At 58.5% G+C, this 19,307-nt stretch carries 15 protein-coding genes; 7 read left to right on the top strand and 8 right to left on the bottom strand.

Features of this window, described 5'->3' with window-relative positions:
• Positions 1-19: 19 nt before the first annotated feature.
• Positions 20-802: a class I SAM-dependent methyltransferase gene (locus K227x_RS00370; RefSeq protein ID WP_246146398.1), complete on the bottom strand. Its 783-nt coding sequence runs from the start codon at positions 800-802 to the stop codon at positions 20-22.
• Positions 803-1,078: 276 nt separating this feature from the next.
• Between K227x_RS00370 and gap the strand changes: the two genes are divergently transcribed.
• Positions 1,079-2,068, top strand: coding sequence for a type I glyceraldehyde-3-phosphate dehydrogenase (gene gap, locus K227x_RS00365; protein WP_145167460.1), 990 nt, complete (start codon positions 1,079-1,081; stop codon positions 2,066-2,068).
• A gap of 637 nt (positions 2,069-2,705) precedes the next feature.
• Here the strand turns inward: gap and gyrA are convergent.
• A complete protein-coding gene (gyrA, locus tag K227x_RS00360; protein WP_246146900.1) occupies positions 2,706-5,468 on the bottom strand; it encodes a DNA gyrase subunit A in 2,763 nt (920 codons plus the stop codon).
• A 291-nt stretch (positions 5,469-5,759) separates the two neighbouring features.
• On the opposite strand from gyrA, the gene K227x_RS00355 reads away from it, so the two are divergent.
• Positions 5,760-6,404 (top strand): MOSC domain-containing protein, encoded by a 645-nt coding sequence (locus tag K227x_RS00355; RefSeq protein WP_218933660.1) that lies wholly within the window; start codon positions 5,760-5,762, stop codon positions 6,402-6,404.
• Positions 6,405-6,525: 121 nt separating this feature from the next.
• On the opposite strand, the gene K227x_RS00350 is transcribed toward K227x_RS00355, so the two are convergent.
• The 5 genes from K227x_RS00350 to K227x_RS00330 form a co-directional block, all read right to left on the bottom strand.
• On the bottom strand, positions 6,526-7,599 hold the full coding sequence (locus K227x_RS00350) for a Gfo/Idh/MocA family protein (protein WP_145167455.1): 1,074 nt from the start codon (positions 7,597-7,599) through the stop codon (positions 6,526-6,528).
• A 28-nt stretch (positions 7,600-7,627) separates the two neighbouring features.
• Positions 7,628-11,476, bottom strand: coding sequence for a hydantoinase B/oxoprolinase family protein (locus K227x_RS00345; protein WP_145167453.1), 3,849 nt, complete (start codon positions 11,474-11,476; stop codon positions 7,628-7,630).
• Positions 11,477-11,501: 25 nt separating this feature from the next.
• On the bottom strand, positions 11,502-12,845 hold the full coding sequence (trkA, locus tag K227x_RS00340) for a Trk system potassium transporter TrkA (protein WP_145167451.1): 1,344 nt from the start codon (positions 12,843-12,845) through the stop codon (positions 11,502-11,504).
• A 92-nt stretch (positions 12,846-12,937) separates the two neighbouring features.
• Positions 12,938-13,129, bottom strand: a complete 192-nt coding sequence (locus tag K227x_RS00335; protein WP_145167449.1) for a hypothetical protein — start codon at positions 13,127-13,129, stop codon at positions 12,938-12,940.
• A 158-nt stretch (positions 13,130-13,287) separates the two neighbouring features.
• Positions 13,288-13,896, bottom strand: coding sequence for a DUF6677 family protein (locus K227x_RS00330; RefSeq protein WP_246146397.1), 609 nt, complete (start codon positions 13,894-13,896; stop codon positions 13,288-13,290).
• A 346-nt stretch (positions 13,897-14,242) separates the two neighbouring features.
• Here K227x_RS00330 and K227x_RS00325 point away from each other — a divergent pair, with 346 nt between their 5' ends.
• From K227x_RS00325 to K227x_RS30090, 3 genes are all read left to right on the top strand, one after another.
• A complete protein-coding gene (locus tag K227x_RS00325; RefSeq protein ID WP_145167447.1) occupies positions 14,243-14,842 on the top strand; it encodes a hypothetical protein in 600 nt (199 codons plus the stop codon).
• Between the two features lie 733 nt (positions 14,843-15,575).
• The gene (locus K227x_RS30095; protein WP_218933659.1) at positions 15,576-15,758 is read left to right on the top strand and encodes a hypothetical protein; all 183 of its coding nucleotides are present in this window, start codon (positions 15,576-15,578) and stop codon (positions 15,756-15,758) included.
• Positions 15,759-15,836: 78 nt separating this feature from the next.
• Complete coding sequence (locus K227x_RS30090) at positions 15,837-16,163, top strand: hypothetical protein (protein ID WP_218933658.1); 327 nt, start codon at positions 15,837-15,839, stop codon at positions 16,161-16,163.
• Positions 16,164-16,321: 158 nt separating this feature from the next.
• Here K227x_RS30090 and K227x_RS00315 read toward each other — a convergent pair whose 3' ends face one another.
• Positions 16,322-17,485, bottom strand: a complete 1,164-nt coding sequence (locus K227x_RS00315) for a hypothetical protein (RefSeq protein ID WP_145167445.1) — start codon at positions 17,483-17,485, stop codon at positions 16,322-16,324.
• Positions 17,486-17,658: 173 nt separating this feature from the next.
• Between K227x_RS00315 and K227x_RS00310 the strand changes: the two genes are divergently transcribed.
• Both K227x_RS00310 and K227x_RS00305 read left to right on the top strand, forming a co-directional pair.
• Positions 17,659-18,615, top strand: coding sequence for a WecB/TagA/CpsF family glycosyltransferase (locus K227x_RS00310; protein ID WP_145167443.1), 957 nt, complete (start codon positions 17,659-17,661; stop codon positions 18,613-18,615).
• A gap of 50 nt (positions 18,616-18,665) precedes the next feature.
• Complete coding sequence (locus K227x_RS00305) at positions 18,666-19,289, top strand: LemA family protein (protein ID WP_145167441.1); 624 nt, start codon at positions 18,666-18,668, stop codon at positions 19,287-19,289.
• Positions 19,290-19,307 lie beyond the last annotated feature (18 nt).

The following is a 19,307-nucleotide window of genomic DNA, read 5'->3' as shown; positions in this document are numbered from 1 at the left end:
TCAGGATCTCTCTTACGCTTCACTTCGCCCTGGCGACGAAGATGAAACCGCCGGCAACCGACCGATCGCTTAGGACGGTGGTTCCGTCAATCGACAGTCGCATGCATCGATCGATGTCCCATCCTGTGGCGGCCAAATCATGCGTCAATTCTCGCCGCGAGAATCGGTGCATGAACATGTCCTTTAGACCTCGATAGCCGTACGTGGCGTCGCCAAACTCGTAGCCCGCGGTACCGTTTCGTGACCTTTGCCATCGATGCGGTGTCACGGATTTCCACCACGAACTGATCAGCGATCGATAGCCGCTGGCCTCTTGAAGTGCCGCCCATCGGTTATGCACGTGAATCGTCAGGCTGCCGCCCGGGCGAACGATCCGGGCCACATGCCGCAGCACCTGTTGGCGATTCGGGCGACCTTGGATCATCCCCATGGTGGCAAACAAGCACACCGCGTGATCGGCCGTGTTATCGGCCAATGAATCCAACTGGACCAAATTCGCGTGCAGGGGAAAGATCGATCCGAGGGTCGGCTGCGAGGCCGATTTTTGGACCAGCACCTCCAGCATCGAATGGCTCAAATCGATACCGACGACGTCATATCCGCGCTGGGCCAGCGGCAAAGCGGCTCTTCCGGTGCCACAACCCAAATCCAAAACTATTTCATTTCCGGGCGAATCGATGCCCGGCAGCACTTCGGCCAGCACTTGAGCATCCACCCGGCATAGCGGCGTATCTTCCACAAATGCGTCGTAATGGTCGGCGATCGTCCGTTGATGGACATATTGCCAAGTTCCGGGAGCCACGCCGGGTGGTCGTTGCCACATCGGCGGCGGAACGGAGGGCCGTTTTAACGGCGTTTCCGGAGCCTCTGAAGCGTCGTCATGATGCGGGGGCTGTTTCACTTTGGACATCGCTTCCTATAATTCGCCTCTCACGAGCCGCACCCGATGCGCTCGGCGGCGCCAGTGGACTTGGGCACAGATTCCCACGATACCTGGTACCGCGATCTTTGTAGGGCCGCTCGCCGTCCTGATAAAGCTCGTTCCTCGAATGCAAACAGAATACAAGGAAACAAAAACATGATTAAGGTCGGCATCAACGGTTTCGGTCGAATCGGACGTATGGTCTTCCGCGCTTCAGTGACTCGTGACGACATCGATGTGGTCGCGATCAACGATTTGCTGGATGTAGATTACTTGGTCTACATGCTGAAGTACGATTCGGTCCACGGCCCATTCGAAGGCGAAGTTTCGCACAAAGACGGCAACCTGATCGTCAACGGCAAAACCATCCGCATCACCGCCGAAACCGATCCATCCAAGTTGGCTTGGGGCGACGCCGGTGCAGACATCGTCGTTGAATCCACTGGCATCTTCTTGACCTCCGATTCGGCTCAAGGCCACATCGACGCAGGTGCTAAGAAGGTCGTCATGTCGGCTCCTTCGAAGGACGACACCCCGATGTTCGTGATGGGCGTCAACGACGACACCTACGCTGGACAAACCTTCGTCAGCAACGCATCGTGCACGACCAACTGCTTGGCTCCTTTGGCCAAGGTCCTCAACGACAGCTTCGGCATCAAGCGTGGCCTGATGACCACCGTGCACGCAGCGACCGCGACTCAGAAGACCGTCGACGGCCCGTCGAAGAAAGATTGGCGTGGCGGACGCGGCATCCTGGAAAACATCATCCCGTCCAGCACCGGTGCAGCCAAGGCTGTCGGCAAGGTCATCCCCGAGCTCAACGGTAAGTTGACCGGCATGGCGTTCCGCGTTCCAACTTCGGACGTTTCGGTCGTCGACCTGACCGTCGAACTGGAAAAAGAAGCCAGCTACGAGGAAATCTGTGCCGCCATGAAGGCAGCATCGGAAGGCCCATTGAAGGGAATCATGGGCTACACCGAAGACTTGGTCGTTTCGACCGACTTCCGCGGCGAAGCTCGTACTTCGGTCTTCGATGCCAACGCCGGCATCCAACTGGACAAGACCTTCGTCAAGGTTGTGTCCTGGTACGACAACGAATGGGGCTACAGCAACAAGGTCCTAGACCTAGTCGCAAAGATCGCCTAGTTCGCTTTTGAACCGTTCGCCGATCCGCGAACATTGAATCCAAGGTGTGGTGAGTCAGCCGGGTTACCGCTGACTCATCCACTTGGTTTCGGCTGAGTTCGATATCTGCCTAGCCAGAGAAGACTCGCCAAGAGATTCACGCTGGTGTTTGAACCGCACGGTTTATGATCCCCGCAAGACGCCCAGAGAAATGGGTGCTCCGTTCGTAGTACCGGCTTAGAGAGAGTCCAGCTTACAACAGCCTCGGAGAGGCGAAAGCATCATGCCGGTGGCCTCGGCCACCGGCATTTGGATTCCACCCAATGATCTTCAGCCGGCCTTTTCTGACTACGCAGCGTCGATCCGAGTCACCGATTCCGCCTGAAGGCGGGACTACAAACAATGCCAATGCGGCCCGCACGTAGTACCGGATTTAGAGAGAATCCAGCTTAAGACAGCCTCGGAGAGGCGAAAGCATCATGCCGGTGGCCTTGGCCACCGGATCTGGATTCCACCCAATGATCTTCAGCCGGCCTTTTCTGACTACGCAGCCTCGATCCGAGCGACCGATTCCGCCTCAAGGCGGGACCACAAACCATGCCAATGCCCCGGGGACTTCTGGCGAAGTCCACTACGGGGTGTTATCGGCGGCCTGCGTCTATTCCGAATCGGACGCGTCGTCTTGATCCGAGTCGTTGGCGTTTTCGTCAGAGTTTTCGACCTGATCAGCGGCGGCAGATGCATCATCCGAAGCTACCGTTTCGGTTGCTGTCCCTTCGGTTGCTGTCCCTTCGGCTTCAGCACCATCAACCACTGCACCATCCACCGGCGTTCCGGCCACGGCAGCTGCATCCCCTTCGGATGCTTCTTCGGCGGGCACTCGCACGACCGCGATCAGGCTATCGCCTTCGTCCACGTTCATGATTCGCACGCCTTGGGTGTTCCGTCCGATCACGCTGATGTCGCCTGCGGCGATCCGTTGGATCTTGCCTTTGGCGGTCATCATGAAGATTTCGTCACCATCCCCGACTCGGGCGATCCCGATCACCTTGCCGTTACGCTCGCTGGTGCGGATATCTCGAAGACCTTTCCCGCCTCGCTTCTGAGTCCGGTAACGGGCACTGGACGAACTGGTTTCTTCGTCGCCGGCTTCTTCGTCGACTCCCAGTGCATTGGGTCCAAACGGAGTCCGTTTGCCGTAACCGTTTTCACAGACGGTCAACAAGGTCGCTTCGGGATCCGCCACGACCATTCCGACGACTTCGTCACCCTTCTGCAAACCGATCCCCTTGACTCCCGATGTATTTCGTCCCATCGGTCGCGAATCGGATTCACGGAACCGGATCGCCATCCCACCGGCGGTGACCAAAATCACTTCGTCGCCAGGGCCAACGACAGCGGCGTCGACCAATTCGTCGCCGTCGCGAAGTTTGATCGCGATGATGCCGCCACGTTTGGGTCGGCTGTACTGTTCCAGCGGCGTCTTCTTGACCAAGCCACTGCGGGTCGCCATCACAACGTAATAGCCCTCTTGGTCGAAGTGACGAACCGCCAAGCATTCGGCGATCTTCTCGTCCTTCTCGAGATTCAAAAGGTTGACGATCGCCCGGCCTTTGGCGTCGCGAGCCAATTGCGGCAGGTCATAAACCTTTTGCCAGCGGACCTTGCCCTCGGTGGTCAGGAACAACAGGTACGCGTGCGTGCTGGCGACAAACAGGTGCTCGATCGGATCCTCGTCGTCGCTCTTGGCTCCCTTGAGTCCCTTGCCGCCACGACGTTGGGTGTTGTAAACGCTCGACGGAGTACGTTTGATGTAACCCTGGTGGCTGATCGACACGACCATCGTCTCTTCGGTGATCAAGTCCTCCAGATCGATGTTGCCCAGTTCTTCCAGCGAAATTTCGGTCCGACGGGCATCGCCGAAGCGACGTTTCATGTCTTCCAGATCTTCCTTGATGATCGAATAGATCCGAGCCTGATCGCCCAGGATATCAAGATAATCGAGGATTTCTTCGAGCAACTGTCGGTGTTCGTTGGACAGTTTTTCTTGCTCCAACCCGACCAACTGGCTCAACCGCATCCGCAAAATTTCGTCCGTCTGGACGCTGGTCAGCGGGTACGAATCGGCCACACCCCGTTCGGTCTGGAACTGTTTGAATCCGGTTTCCCCGAGCGCTCGTTCCATCATCGATGCTGGACACGCGATGCCCATCAACCGTTCTTTGGCTTCGGGCTGGGTGCGGCTTTCGCGAATCGTTTTGATGATTTCGTCGATGTTAGCAAGTGCCAGCAGCAGTCCTTCGACGCTGTGTTTGCGTCGGCGGGCACGGGCCAGCAGGAACTGGGTTCGACGCCGGATCACAGTGACGCGATGGCGAATGAACTCCATCAACATCTCTTTCAGCGTCAGTTCGCGCGGCTTGCCGTCGACCAGAGCCAAGAAGATCATCGAGATGGTCGTCTGCAGCGGCGAGAACTGATACAGCTGGTTCAGCACCACGTCCGGGTCGGCATCCCGTTTCAGTTCGATAACGATCCGCACCGGTTCCTTCAGATCGCTTTCGTCGCGGATCCCCGAGATCCCCTTGATGCGGTCGCCGTTGACCAGTTCAGCGATCTTTTTGACCACGCCGTCGCGAGTCTGTTGATAAGGGATTTCGCGGATCAGAATCCGTGATCGGGTGCCCTTCTTTTCTTCGATTTCGCACTTGCCGCGCACCAGGATCGTGCTGCGTCCGGTCTTGTACCCACGTCGGATACCGGCTCGACCACAAACGATGCCGCCGGTTGGGAAGTCCGGACCCGGGATGATTTGGAACAGATCTTCGACCGTCAATTCCGGATTCTCGACCAACGCGATCACCGCGTCACAGACTTCGGTCGGGTTGTGCGGCGGAATGCTGGTCGCCATTCCGACGGCGATCCCGCCGGAACCATTGATCAACAGGTTCGGAAACTTGCTGGGCAATACCGTCGGTTCGGTACGCACTTCGTCATAGGTCGGGGTGTAGTCGACCGTATCTAGCTTGATGTCCTCTAGCATCGCCGCGGCGACACTGGACAGGCGGGCTTCGGTATACCGCATCGCGGCAGGTGGCAAACCGGCGATACTGCCGAAGTTCCCCTGTTTGTCGATCAGCAATCGACGCAGGTTCCATTCCTGGGCCATCCGCACCAAAGTCGGATAGATCACACTTTCGCCGTGCGGGTGATAGTTTCCCGACGTATCCCCCGAAATCTTGGCACACTTGACCCGTTTGGCACCGGGGCCCAGGTTCAAGTCGTTCATCGCGACCAAAATCCGCCGCTGGGACGGTTTCAGGCCGTCTCGGACGTCCGGCAGGGCTCGGCTGACAATCACGCTCATCGCGTACGTCAGATAGCTGTCCCGAAGCTCGTCTTCGATCGGTTGGTCGATCATCCGAAGCGCGCCAGCACCCCCGCCGGTATAGACGTCGGAACCACCCGAGCCCTCGACTTCTGGGGATGTGCCTTCTTCGTCGTTTTCGTCGATGCCGTCTTCGTCTGCCAAGGGTGAAGTCCCGAGATGAGGTACACAAATGGCCGAGCGAGCCGGCCGCGATCAATCGCTTCGAACAATCCCGAAATTCTACCCGAATTAACACCTTCTCACAACGACCCGACGCCCCCGCTTGGTTGTCGCAAATCGTTTCATGACCGATACTTGCGACACCACTTTTGGAGTCCACCGATGACCACTCTTGTATCGATCCAGCGCGGCCGGGTCGTGACCGAAGGCGACGCCGAGTCCGCCGATGTCACCACCCGCCTGTGGACCAGCGCGTTCCACAAAACACCCGTTGACGGGCCTGTCGAAATGACGCCACTGGGCGTGGTTGGCGATGCTGTCGCCAATACCCAATCCCACGGCGGGCCTGACAAAGCGGTCCTCTGCTACGCGGCAGCCCACTACTCCCACTGGGGCAAAGAGTTCCCCAGTCTGGCGATGTCAGGTGGCGCGATGGGCGAAAACCTAACGATCGACGGCTGGGACGAATCCAACGTCTGCATCGGAGATCGTTTCGCGGTCGGTGATTGCGAGATCGAAATCGCGCAGCCCAGACAACCGTGTTGGAAAATCGTGCGCCGCTGGGGCGAAAAGACGCTGCTGAAACGAGTCACTCAATCGGGCCGCACCGGATGGTACGCTCGCGTCACCGCCGGGGGCACGATCACCGCCGGCGTGCCGGTGACGCTGACGATGCGAAAACATCCCGATTGGACCGTCGCCCGAGTCAACGATCTGTATGTCGGCCGCGAAGTCGATCGCATGGCCATCATCGAACTGATGAAGCTTCCGGAACTGGCCGACGCCTGGAAGCAAGACATCGCTTAGACGGCTCGTCCGGTGGCACATCACGCCAGCGTCCGAAGGATCCGCGTCAGGTAGCGTGGACTTCGATTGACGGCTTCTTGCGCACAGGGAATTCTGGCGAATCCCACTACGTTGGGGGAAGCTACTCGATCAGTTTCACCGTTTGCTTTGTCTCGGCACTGCGGATCGCGGTTTCGATGATCTGTTGTCCGATCCGAGCGATCTTGGGCGACAGCGGACCATCGATGGGAAGGTTGTTGGATAGCCGAGTGATGGCATACTCGATCCCATTTCGTTCCCCGCTAGGAAGTTCGGCGGCGGGATGATCGTACCCTTCGGGGTGATCGCTGGTTTGAACGCGAACCGTTGAATCATAGTCGTAGCACGAGATCGTGCCCTGGGTCCCGCGAATGACGAAACCACACTTGGGTTGCGGTTGATCAGTCCACGGGTCGGTAAAGGTTCCCCAACGTGTTTCGAACTTGGAAAGCCCGGCCGCATAACGAGCGATCGTGATGCTGTGCTCGTCCACATCGATCCCCGGCGACGATGCCGTGACCGCGGTGACCTCGATTGGTTTCTGTCCGCCGTTGAACCATGTTCCGATCGTCGTCCCGTAACCCAAGTAGTCTCGCAGCGAACCGCCTCCCGATTCGGGCTTGTACCACCAACTCTTTTGCTTGTCCTCTGCCGTGGGCGCATGTTCGACCTTGTCCGCACCATGATACAGCGGACCTCGATTGCCCCCGTAGTGATGGACTTCGATCACGTCACCGATCAGCCCGTCGTGGATCAATTGCCAAGCCGTATAACAGTACGGTTGCCATCGAATGGGCCAGTTGATCATCAAGCGTTGCCCCGGTTCTTTGACCGCCGCAATCATTCGGTCTGCGTCCGCCAACGACGCAGCAAACGGTTTTTCGACGAACAAGTGCGCCCCGTACGGCGCGATCCGCTGGACCCACAACGCGTGCTCGCCTGTGGGCGGACACAGGATGACCAGATCCGGCTTGGCCGTTTCCATGCACTGCGCGTAGTCGGTGAACACGGCGGATTCAGGAATGCCAAGCGCTTCGATCGCGGGCTGCATCGCCTTGGGGTCCTCATCACAGACACCGACCAAGTCAGCGTCGGGATGATCGACGACGTTACGCAACAAGTCGCCCATGTGCATGTGAGAAAAATTGATTCCAGCGATTCGCCAACGCTTCGTCATGGTAGCTCCAAGAAAATCTTTGGTGAAATTAAGAAGGTCGCGACTGACTGCCCCAACCGCCGCCGCCCGGGGTTTCAATGATCAAGCGGTCGCCCACTGAAACGGGACGTGTGATCGACGCAGGCAACACGGTATCGACGCCATCGTGGACCAACCGATTTCGGCCCGCCGCACCGGGGCTGCCACCGGCGACACCGTACGGCCCGGTCGTTCGGCGACCGGTCAACAGACTAAGCGTCAACGGCCGCAGAAATTCGAATTCACGGACGATGCCGTCGCCACCACGGTGCAGGCCCGCCCCACCGCTGCCACGCCGAATGGCAAACTGCCACAAACGGATGGGCAACCGAGATTCGACCACTTCCGGATCGGTGATACGGGTGTTAGTCATGTGGGTGTGAACCGCATCGGCCCCATCTTGGTTGGCCGTTGCCCCGCTTCCGCCACCGATGGTTTCGTAGTACCCGAAGGTGTCGTCACCAAAAATCACGTTGTTCATCGTGCCCTGGGATGCCGCGGCTACGCCCAACGCGCCCAACAAGACGTCGACAATCTTCTGGCTGGTTTCGACGTTCCCCGCGACAACGGCTGGGCATTTGGCCGGATCGTCATCGGCCGGCGGGTTCAACATCCCCGCAGGAATCTCTAAGTCGACGTCGCGAAGAACCCCTTCGCATAAAGGCAAGTTGGTGCCGGCGACGCAGCGCAGCACATACAGCACCGCGGCTGTCACGATCGCTGGCGTTGCGTTGAAACCAAATCGATGCACCGGTGTTGGATCAAATCGAATCGACAACCGATCCCCGACACGGCGGATCATCACGCCGATCGGGGTACCATCGTCCAACGCGTCCTCGAACACCATCGCCTCGTCATTCAAAGTTTCAATCCAGCGGTTCATCGCATCGCCGGCCAAATCCAAGATGGCCTGCATCCATTGGTTCAACTGGTCGATCGAATGCTGGCCAGCCAATTCGCGAAGCGCCGTCACCCCGTGGATGCAAGCCGCTTGGGCTGCCGCAATGTCGGCCAAATTTTCGTCCACGCTACGCGATGGATAGCGACCCGACGACAACAGTTGCCGCAATCCTTGCACGTCCGAATGACCACTGCGTACCAACGCAAAATCGCGAATCAGAACGCCTTCTTCGGCTAGCGAAACCGCATCGGGTGGCATCGACCCAGGTGTGCGTCCACCGATTTCCGCATGATGGGCTCGCGATGCAACAAAGTAGTCGGGCGTCCCAGGTTCCGAGTCGGGATCCACAAAGACCGGCATCACTAAAGTCACATCGGGCAGATGAGAACCGCCGGACATCGGATCGTTGCTCAACCAAGCATCGCCGGGCGACATCATCGGATACGCCGTCATCAGATGTCGAACGGTGTGCCCCATCGCGCCTAAATGGACTGGCACGTGCGGCGCGTTGGCGATCAACAAACCGTCCCCACGAAAAACGGCGCAACTGTAATCGCGACGTTCTTTGACGTTCACACTGATGGAAGTCCGCCGCAACACCTCCCCCATGGCGTCGGCGATTCCCTGCAACCGACGCGCCACGATCTCGACCGATACCGGATCCGACACCCGTGCGATCCCGTTTTCGTCCTGCACCTGTTCGTCTTCTGCCTGTTCACGGGTCGCCGGATCGACGGGCGTCCGATCAGCTGGCAGCAGTTCGATCATTCGATGATCGATCACTCTGGCCATCCACTGCGGTTCGACCAACAGGGTTGCATGGTCGGCAACGATCATCGCCGGTCCGACAACGACATCGCCCAGACGCAATCCTTCGCGATCAACCTGGTCGGCGTCGATCATTCGGCCCTGGTGCCAAAATTGAACTCGTTGGTTCGGCTGAATCGATGCCGCGTTTTCAGCTCGCTGAACATCCACCGATTCCTGCACCGCGGATGCCAAAGTCGCTTCGCAGCGAACCGCAACGATTTCGACGGATCGATCCGGTTGGTGGTAACCGAACGTGTCTTGGTGCATCTGATGGAACCGGGTTCCGATGGAATCGATCGGTTCCAACGGGACCATCAGCGCCGCATCGGTGCCTTGATATCGGACGTCGCACTCATAGCGAAAATGGGGCTCGCGATCACCGACGCCTTCGGCTGCCAGTTGCTCGGTCGCTTCCGCGGCAATCTGTTTCGCTAGTTTATGTAGGGCATCGGGTTGGATTTGGTGTAACAGGCGGTAGACGCCTGTGGTGACCACCCGACCGATATTGGCCAGCCCCATGCCCAATGCACTCAGCATCCCGGCGTCGTGATGATCCAAGATCCGTTTCATCCCCAACGCAGTCGCCACCCGGCACAAGTGTTGGCCGGCGGCCCCGCCAAATCCGACCAATGCCATGTCACGGACGTCGCTGCCCTGTGCGGTGCTGACCGTGCGCACCGCTTCGGACATATGAGCCACAGCGATGTCCAAGAACCCTTCGGCAAGCGACCGGTTGTCGCCCAGCCCATCGCGGCCCATCGCCAAGCCAATCGATTCCAGACGCTGTTGTGCGGCATCGCGATCGAGCGCGAACGGAAATCGGTCTGCGGGGATCCTGCCCAACAACAGATTGACGTCCGTCACCGTCAACGGTCCACCGCGACCATAGCAGGCGGGCCCCGGATTCGCGCCGGCACTGGCAGGTCCGACCGTCATTCGTCCATCGACATAGTCACAGATCGAACCGCCCCCGGCGGCGACCGTTTCGATGTCCATCATCGGCGTCATCACGCTGACGCCTGCCACCACAGACTCCTGGCGACGCCCGACGGTGCCTTCGAACCGACTGACATCGGTGCTGGTACCGCCCATGTCGAACCCAATCGCGTGGTTGGCGCCCGCAGCGGTGGCCACGTCGGCCAATGCGACCACGCCGCCGGCGGGACCTGACAGGATACTATCGCGGCCGCGAAATGCGTTCGGCGCCACCAGGTTCCCGGCGCTGGTCATCAAACGGAAATGACAGGTGGTTGGTCCGCCGAATTGATCCCAAACCTCGGAAACATAACGCGTCAGGATTGGATTCAAATAGGCATCCAGCGTCGTCGTTTCGGCCCGCGATGCCAACTTGATCAGCGGGGCCACTTCGCTGGATCGACTGATATCGACAAAACCCACTTGGCGGGCCAGTTCCTGGACGACACGTTCGTGTTCATCCCGGACGTGCGAATGCATCAGCGCGATCGCCAACGACTGTATTCCCTGATCGTAAAGCTGTCGCAGTTGATCTCGCACGCGATCACGGTCGAGAACGCGCAGTACGTTTCCATCGCAATCCAATCGTTCATCGATCTCGACCACCGTTTCGGTCAGCGGCGTCGGTTTGACGATATCCATCGCGAACAGATCGGGACGGTTCTGTTGGCCGATCCACAACAAGTCACCAAATCCCTTGGTGATCACCAGCGCCGTCTTCGCCCCCTGACGTGTCAACAAAGCATTGGTGCCACGCGTTGTTCCCAATCGAACATCCATCGGCGGCAACCGATCGGTCAACGGAATTCCCAACAAACCCCGCGTCGCCAATACGGGCGACTGGATGCCTGGGTCCAACTGGATCCGGTCACCGACGCGACCGTTCATCGGCCGATCCAACTCAATCACTAAACCGCGATGCGATGTGATCTTGGCTGTTGCCCCCACCCTGCCGTCGCGGCCGACCATCATGGCATCGGCACCGACCCAGAACGACTGGACCGATTGTCCCCACAGGTCGTCCACGACAAACGATCGGTCCGATTGAACCTGTTGCACGTTGGCGTACACCAGAGCGGAACTTAACACCTTGGTCGCCTGACGAATCCCGTCGCAAACAACGAAGCAATCGGTAAACGTCCCACCAACATCGGCCCACACGGAAATGGTCATGACGTCAAAGTACTCCGCCGGCGGGCTATGGACTGAACAGGGAAAGACTGTCGTCCGTGGTTGACTGATCAATCAGTGCCACCACGACATCACCGGCTTTCAATTGATCGTTGGCCGTGGGGACACGCACGAACCCATCGCGATGGATCGCCGCGATCAAGCACTTCCCGGCCAGTGGCAGTTCCGCCAAGCACGCCGCCGTAACTTTGGCTCCCTCGGTGACTTCCAATTCGTAGACACCGATCGTGCCATTGGGCAATCGACTCTGACTGATGATGGCGCCTTCGTTTAGAAAGCCCATGATCTGGCGGGCGGCGACATCGCGTTCGCTGACCGCGAGGTCGATTCCCAACTTACCAACCACGTTGGCATAGTCCGGACGGCCCACCACACACATCACACGCGATGCGCCCAGTTCACGGGCTTCGACCCCCGCCATGATGTTGCTTTCGTCGCTGCCTGTGCAGGCAACGAAGTAGTCGACTTTGCCAGCACCCTCGTCTTCCAAAATGCTGCGGCGGTTTGCGTTGGCATGGATGACGGTGACATTGGGCAGAATTTTTGCGATGTGATCACAGCGGTCCACATCCCGTTCAAGCAACACGATCCGGTAGTCCCGCCGGCTAAGCGAATCAGCCAGGTGGTAACCGATTTCGCCACCGCCGGCGATCATCACTCGTTCCCGAGCCTTGTTTTCCGAATTCGGTACCAGGATGCTGCGAGTCTTGGCGACGGTGTCGGGCGTACCGATCAGGCTGACACGGTCGCCGCCACGAATTTCGTCCTCGCCACTGGCAATCCACATCCGGCCTTCACGCGAAATCGAGCCAACCCGAATCGATGCCGGCAGTTTCAGATCACGCAGTTTCTGTCCGACACCGCTGCTCTTGTTATTGACTTCCAACTCGTACACTTCCAACTGCCCGCGAGCAAAGTGTTCCAGCGGGATCGCGTCGGGACTGCGAATCGCACGCGCCAGTTCGAAGGCTGACAATTGTTCCAACGACAACAGACTGTCGATATTGAAATGCCGTTGGTAGTCGAACGTGCTGAGGTCACGAAAGGCAGGCGCGTAGACTCGCGCGATGCTGCGACGTGCGCCCAAAGCCTTGGACATGCTGGCCGCAACGATGTTCACTTCATCATCGCCGGTGACCGCTAGCACCATGTCGGCGGCACAAACGTCGGCTTGGAACAGCACCGTGCTGCGCGACGCACTGCCTTCGATCGCGCGGACATCCAGTTCACTGTTGATCCGGCGAACGTTTTCCGGATTGTGATCGACGACGGTGACGCTGTGCCGACGGCGGCAAAGCATATCAGCCACCCAACGACCGACGGTGCCTGCACCAAGTGTCAATACTCGCATGAATTCATCGCAAGTCGAAGCCGAGCCCGCAGGACGGCAGATGGAAAAAAGGTCGACGGGACCGACTGGTCGAATCCCACTGTCGCTTCACTCTAGATCAGCCAGTCCAGAACACAAAGGACGGCGAATATTATCGCCATGAAACCGGTGATCCAGCGACCTGTTTGCCAGGCGTGGCGAAGGACCAACGGAGTGGCTTCGTGCCGGGTGCCGCCGAACACCAACGAAATCGCAATGATCAGCGGAACGTAGTACAGCAGATAGGTTGGCGAAATGGACAGCATGGTGGGCACGCAGAGTGGATGAAAAAGGGAAGCGGCGCTTGGGGGGGGAAAGTTTGGGCAACAGGCGTATCGGAAATCGTCAAGACTTTCGCAATTCACAGCGAGGCCGAAACTCTTGACGAGTTCCGCTACCCGAAAACCGAGATGGCAGCGAAACCCTAGCCCGGTTGGACTTCCGATTCGGTTGCCGTCTCGGGTTTGGATTCTTGTTCTTTTTTGCGGCCGCTGATCGGTACCGCCAACGGGCCTCCGAAAGCGTCATAGATCACCAGAATATTCAGCAGTCCGGCGATCACCGTGTACCAGGTGCCCATTTCGTAACCGGCACCACGCCGCGCGTACCAAGCCGATACTTCGTCCGCTTCGCTTTCCATCACCGGTCGAAATGGCGGCGCCATGAACCCGCCCCACAATGGTTCGTAGGCAGCATTGGTTCGGCCCGTTCCCGGATCCGTCGCGTGCCGCATCCGGTTTCCCTGGATCAACGCGGGCAGCGCCGCAGCCCCCACACCGGCTTGCAAGAAATAGTGCCACCGTTTGTCGCCCGGTTGCCAGGACGCGTAAACGACGTGACCACCACCCAGCGCAAAGCCCAGAATCCAGGCCGACATGATGCAAACGAAAAACAGGAACCCCTTGGTTCGGCGGCCCTGGTACAGATGCCCCGCACCGGGGATCAACCAAGCCAATAGAGCCGCCAACGGACGGTTCTTCAGATCGACCTCTTCGCCGTCAACTTCAATGATGTTGTGTTCGTCCGCGGGCATCGGCGCTCTTTGCTTTCGCTGGTCTTGTTAGACGGCTGGTTCCAATAACGACCCACCCGACCCCATCCATGCGGATCGGCGGTGGACCGACGTGCCGCCCATTGTGGGCAAAAGCGATTCTGGGCGGTAGGTGAATGATCCAAGCAATCTTCGCCGGTCAGCGATCTTTCTTGGGGCCGAACCCAGTTCTTTCGCTGGCAAAGCCAATGATGCCGGCCCAACCCTTTGGATCGAACCCTCGATCTTGCCTTGACCCAGACCATCACGTTTACCTAAAGATGACGTTCGAATCCTCGAATTCGCCTCCCACACGCCCTCAACCACACCCACACAAACCGGCTTGAACATGGACCGTTTTGCCTCGTCGTTCGCCCTGATCGTTCTTCTATCTGCGGTCGGATGCGGATCCAAGGAATCAGGAACCGCTACCGCAACGCCCGCCAATAGCAGCCCCAGCGGCCAAACCACTGCTGCCGCAACCGGCGTCACCGATCCATCCAACGTTGTCGCCCAATTTTTGGACCGCGTTCGCCGCGGTGGCGAGGATTCCGGCGCTGGCGAACTGCTGACCCAACGGGCCCAGTCGGAATTGCGCCGGATCGGCCGCTCCGTTCAGCCCATTGGTACCCCGGATGCCCGTTTTTCCGTCACTCGCGCTGAAATGGTCCCCGACGAACCCAACGCAGCCCTCGTCCACACCATCTGGACGGAACCCAACGCCGACGGATCCCAAACCGAAACTCAAGTCGTCTGGGCCATGCAAAAAGAAGCCTCGGAATGGCGAATTTCCGGAATGGCGATGGAAATGGACCCCAACCAGGACCCGTTGATCATCGACTTCGAAAATGGCCAACGCATGGCTCAAATGCTGGACGGCCCGGCAACCGATCAGCCTGGCGATGTCCAAGCTGCCGAAGCACCCGCAGCCGACACGATCGCTCGCTGATCCGGCAATCGCGCCGCCTAAGAACCGGTCGCCGGAACACTGCCGAGACGGTGGTAATGGTTCTCCAGAGCCAATGTTCCCTCGGATCCGCCGATCCATTCGGTTCCGATCGCAAAATTTATCGATTCAAGCCCGCTGGGATGCGACGATGTCCCAGCGGGCTTTTTCGTGCGCCATTCCGTGCGGGATTGCCGCCTGCACCGCTTGAAACAGCCCTGTTGGGTGGTTCGCAACAAGTATTTGCTGTCATTCCGCCTGTTTCTGGTCGGCATTTCCAGCGTGATCTGTCCCAAAACCCAGTGTTTTGCGGGAAAAGAAGCTTGCTGACGGATTGACAGTTCGGTTGCTGCAGGTACTGTATCCTCGAAACTACCTGAGCGACAAACTCTTTGCATTCTTCGCAAACTACGCAGTTGTCGTTCTGTTGTGGCTGGACGACGGTCGGCATGTTGCCGGTCGGTCCGGTCGAGGGTCTCCAGGATCGGGACCTTTAGAATGGATGTGCGAATTCGGATCGCACCAAACACTCCGAAATCTTGGGAGAATTCAATGAATCGGACTATGGTGAGCGGCGTTGCCGCATTCGCACTTTTGATCAGTGCGTCCCTGACAATCAACCCAACGACCGCAGAAGCTGGTCATTGCGGAGGCGGACTTTTCGCCAAGCTGCACGTCAACAAGTGCGGTGGCGGACTGCTGTCACGTCTGAAAGCAAAGCACGTTTCGGACTGCTGTGCACCCGAACCTTGCTGTGCACCTGTTGCAGAGCCTTGCTGTGCACCAGCACCTGTTGCTGCACCTTGCTGTGGTGGCGCTGTTGAAGTCGCTGCACCTTGCTGTGGTGGCGCTGTTGAAGTTGCCGCACCTTGCTGTGGTGGTAGCGTTGGTGAAGTTTCGTCAGTGGTTGGCGAAGTGATCAGCCAAGACGCTGGCTACGAATTGGCTCCAGGCGAAACTTTGGTTCCAGGCAGCGTTCAAACTGTCTCCGAAGCCGATGCTGCACCTGCAGCCGAAGCTGCTGAAGCTGCACCTGCCGCCGAAGAAGCACCAGCTCCTGCACCTGCTGCAGAGAAAGCTGACGCTGCACCTGCCGCCGAAAAAGCTGCACCTGCACCTGCCGCCGAAGAAGCCGCTCCTGCACCAGCACCAGCTGCTGAAAAAGCTGCACCGGCACCTGCTGCTGAAGCTGCACCAGCCGAAGAAGCTGCCAAGAGCAGCAGCGACGCTGCCGCTGAAGCTGTCGAAGCCGTTGAAGAAGCTGCTCCACCAGCTCCTCAACCCGATGCATCGACCGACGCATGATCTAGCCGCAATCGCATGACGATTGCTGTTTGATTGTCGATAGAAACCAAGAAACCCCGCTGATCCAACGATCAGTGGGGTTTTTTCGTGTCATCGCACACCGATGGCACGCACCATTTTGCCGACGCATCTTCGGACGACCGCCAACGCGAACGTCGCGGGCAGTCGGGCCACGCATCAGTTGCCGCCAAGAAGGTCCATCACATCTAGCCGCAGCCGGCCAACATCGTTGAAGTCCTCGACATCATCGGGCTTCAGATACAGATGTTCGGCCTGATCGGAATCGCGAACGTAGAACCAACCGGACGTCGTCATGGCATCCTGTGCGCGATCGGATTGCGTCCTGATCGGACCGTCGGCGGCTTCGGCGACCCATGTTTTGGGACCCACCTTCACTTCCGCCCCCGAACCGATCGCATGCAACAGATCGATCATGGTGACATCGGCGGCCGGCTGTGGCAGCCGGATCGGTCCGACGTCGCTTAACAGCATCGGCAACCGAATCTGAGGGCTTCGAAGCGGGCCACACCGATGCCCGATCCAGCCGTTCTGGCCAAGTGAAAATCCGCTCGTGCCGACCACGATCACTTGTGGATCATCGACTTGCAACGACTGCAGCAAGACTTCGATCATCAGATCGATCAGCCGGACCTGGCACCCGTAGGTGCGCATCCAAGCGGTCACCAGATCCGGATGCGGTGACGATCCCAATTCCACGCTGGGTACGTCCACCGAATCAAAGATCAGCGGAATCGCCTCGGGTGCCTCCGATTCGATGCTGGCTGCATCGACGATCAAATCGACCTCTTCACTCGGCTCGGTCGACGGCAGCTCGACGTCATCAATTGGAAACAACGATCTTGGTGCGTCCCAGCGCTGTGCCAGAAAGTTGCTGTGCAACCACATCACCTGCCACGGATCGGGTTCGCTGTCACGCTGCACGGCGGCCGCGATCACCGCAGCCAATTGAGTCCCTTCGATTTCGTCGGCGGGCCGATTGGCATCCTCTGCCGGATCTTCATTGGCCACGGTAATGACCTGATCAAAACATTGGGCGTTTTGTCCCACCGCCGCATCGTCGGTGATCAATTCGATGGACCCACCGGCGGGTCCCAGCGAACGCTCACGAAAACGGTTTGCCCACGAATCGGTTTGATCGGCGAACCATCGACGCAGCACGGCGCTCGAGTCGTCGTTGGTCGCCGTCCAGCGATCCCAAACGCAGCCGCCCGCAGCAATCATATCGATCGCTGGCGTCTGATTCCACGACGATCCATAGCAACCCACAGCGGCGGTTGCCAGCGATTCAAACGAAAGAACGATCAGAGGTCTTGCAGTCACGCGGGAACCGGTTGTCACGAGTCGTCATACAGTCAAAAAAATCATCAGAACCCGACCTTACGATCCAGCCTGCGACATTCGTTCAGCCTAGTGGCCAAGCGAATAGTCTATCGGCGACCTAGCTTTCATCGCAGTGGTTTACCTCTCGTCCCACCGATGAATCTTAAGCTGGCATGTCCATCACACCTGATCAGTCCTCCGCGTTGTCCTCCAGCCCCGCGCCGGTCGTCTACGTTCCCCCCACCCATGCGGCCGGCAACCCAAGCGTTTCGCCTGACCGAATCGCGGCGCCAGTTCCACCGGTCGTGGCCCCCGCCGCACCCGCCGCAAAACAGATCCCACCTCGCACACGAAAATGTTCCAACGTTTGGGGTGTCCCCTTTGATCACGTCACATTGGACCAGTCGATCGATGCCGTTGATGCCTTGATTCAACAGGGCACGCCCAGCTATGTGATCACTGCCAATCTGAACTACGCCATGTTGAACCATCACGACCCAGCTTCGATGGGTCCGGTGACACGCGATGCAGCATTGATCCTGGCCGACGGGCAACCCATCGTGTGGCGAAGCCGTTGGAATCAAGAACAGCTTCCCGAGCGAGTCGCCGGCAGCGAAATGATCTATCGATTGGCCAAGCGATCGGCTGAACAGGGTTGGGGAATCTATTTCCTTGGCGGCGAGCCCGGTGTCGCGGCAACCTGTGCTGACCAGCTAGCCCGCCAATACCCTGGACTTCGGATCGCGGGGATCGAATCGCCCCCATTCCGCCAACTGACCGATCAAGAACAAGCCGACCAGGATGCTCGCATCCAGAACTCGGGAGCCCAAATTTTGCTTGTCGCCTTCGGACAACCGAAGGGCGAAAAGTGGATTCACCAAAACTATCAACGTTTGGGGATCCCCGTCAGCATCCAGTTGGGTGCGTCTTTCGACTTCATCGCGGGCACCGCAACCCGCGCCCCAGAGATCTGGCAGCGTTTCGGAATGGAATGGGCCTACCGCATGATGACAGATCCCAAGCGACTGGTGCCCCGTTACGCCGCCAACGCTTGGTTCCTAATCGCTGCCCTGGTCGAAGACTGGCGACAACTGGTCATTCGCTGGGGAATGTGGACGCCACAAACCTAAACCCATCACCGCAACCCAACGACCTTTCCCCTAAGCCCTGAAAGAATTCCATGCTACCTCTGATCATTTTGTCAGCTGCCGCCTTCGTTGCGGCGATCGCAATCGCCACCGTTGTCATCGGTACCTACAACCGTTTGGTGTCATCGCGTCAGATCGCAGGCAATGGATTCTCGCAAATCGAAGTTCAACTGAAACGGCGTTACGATTTGATCCCCGGCTTGGTCGAAACCGTCGGCAGTTATCTCAGCCATGAACGGGAAACCTTGCAATCGGTCATCGAAGCACGGGGCGCCGCACAATCGGGGTTGTCGAACGTCAGCGCAAACCTTAACGATCCGGCTGTGGTGGGATCGTGGGCAGCATCGGAATCCGCACTGGGCGGTGCGATCGGACGCTTGGCGATGGTGATGGAAGCCTATCCCGAATTGAAGGCAAACGAAACGATCGCTTCGCTGATGGAAGAACTGACCAGCACCGAAAATCGAATCGCCTTCGCTCGCCAAGCCTACAACGATACCGCCACCACTTTCAACATTCGGCGGCAGAGCTTTCCTACAGTCGCATTCGCCGGCGTGATCGGTTTCGGCGACGACCTGACACTGCTGAATTTCGAACACCAACCAGAAATTCACCAAGCTCCCAAGATCGACCTGACGCCTGCAACCGTCGGCTAGTTGAACCCGGTTTTCGTC

The organism is Rubripirellula lacrimiformis (assembly GCF_007741535.1).
In the GTDB taxonomy this organism is placed as follows: Bacteria; Planctomycetota; Planctomycetia; order Pirellulales; family Pirellulaceae; genus Rubripirellula; species Rubripirellula lacrimiformis.
This window is presented reverse-complemented; position numbering and strand designations above follow the sequence as displayed.

What these genes read in the sequence shown, in the direction of transcription:
- trkA (WP_145167451.1), bottom strand. Translation starts at nt 12,845, where the DNA reads ATGCGAGTATTGACACTTGGTGCAGGCACCGTCGGTCGTTGGGTGGCT.
- K227x_RS00350 (WP_145167455.1), bottom strand. Translation starts at nt 7,599, where the DNA reads ATGACGAAGCGTTGGCGAATCGCTGGAATCAATTTTTCTCACATGCAC.
- K227x_RS00330 (WP_246146397.1), bottom strand. Translation starts at nt 13,896, where the DNA reads ATGCCCGCGGACGAACACAACATCATTGAAGTTGACGGCGAAGAGGTC.
- K227x_RS00310 (WP_145167443.1), top strand. Translation starts at nt 17,659, where the DNA reads ATGTCCATCACACCTGATCAGTCCTCCGCGTTGTCCTCCAGCCCCGCG.
- K227x_RS30090 (WP_218933658.1), top strand. Translation starts at nt 15,837, where the DNA reads ATGCTGCACCTGCAGCCGAAGCTGCTGAAGCTGCACCTGCCGCCGAAG.
- K227x_RS00335 (WP_145167449.1), bottom strand. Translation starts at nt 13,129, where the DNA reads ATGCTGTCCATTTCGCCAACCTATCTGCTGTACTACGTTCCGCTGATC.
- gyrA (WP_246146900.1), bottom strand. Translation starts at nt 5,468, where the DNA reads ATGATCGACCAACCGATCGAAGACGAGCTTCGGGACAGCTATCTGACG.
- K227x_RS00325 (WP_145167447.1), top strand. Translation starts at nt 14,243, where the DNA reads ATGGACCGTTTTGCCTCGTCGTTCGCCCTGATCGTTCTTCTATCTGCG.
- K227x_RS00355 (WP_218933660.1), top strand. Translation starts at nt 5,760, where the DNA reads ATGACCACTCTTGTATCGATCCAGCGCGGCCGGGTCGTGACCGAAGGC.
- K227x_RS00305 (WP_145167441.1), top strand. Translation starts at nt 18,666, where the DNA reads ATGCTACCTCTGATCATTTTGTCAGCTGCCGCCTTCGTTGCGGCGATC.
- gap (WP_145167460.1), top strand. Translation starts at nt 1,079, where the DNA reads ATGATTAAGGTCGGCATCAACGGTTTCGGTCGAATCGGACGTATGGTC.
- K227x_RS00345 (WP_145167453.1), bottom strand. Translation starts at nt 11,476, where the DNA reads ATGACCATTTCCGTGTGGGCCGATGTTGGTGGGACGTTTACCGATTGC.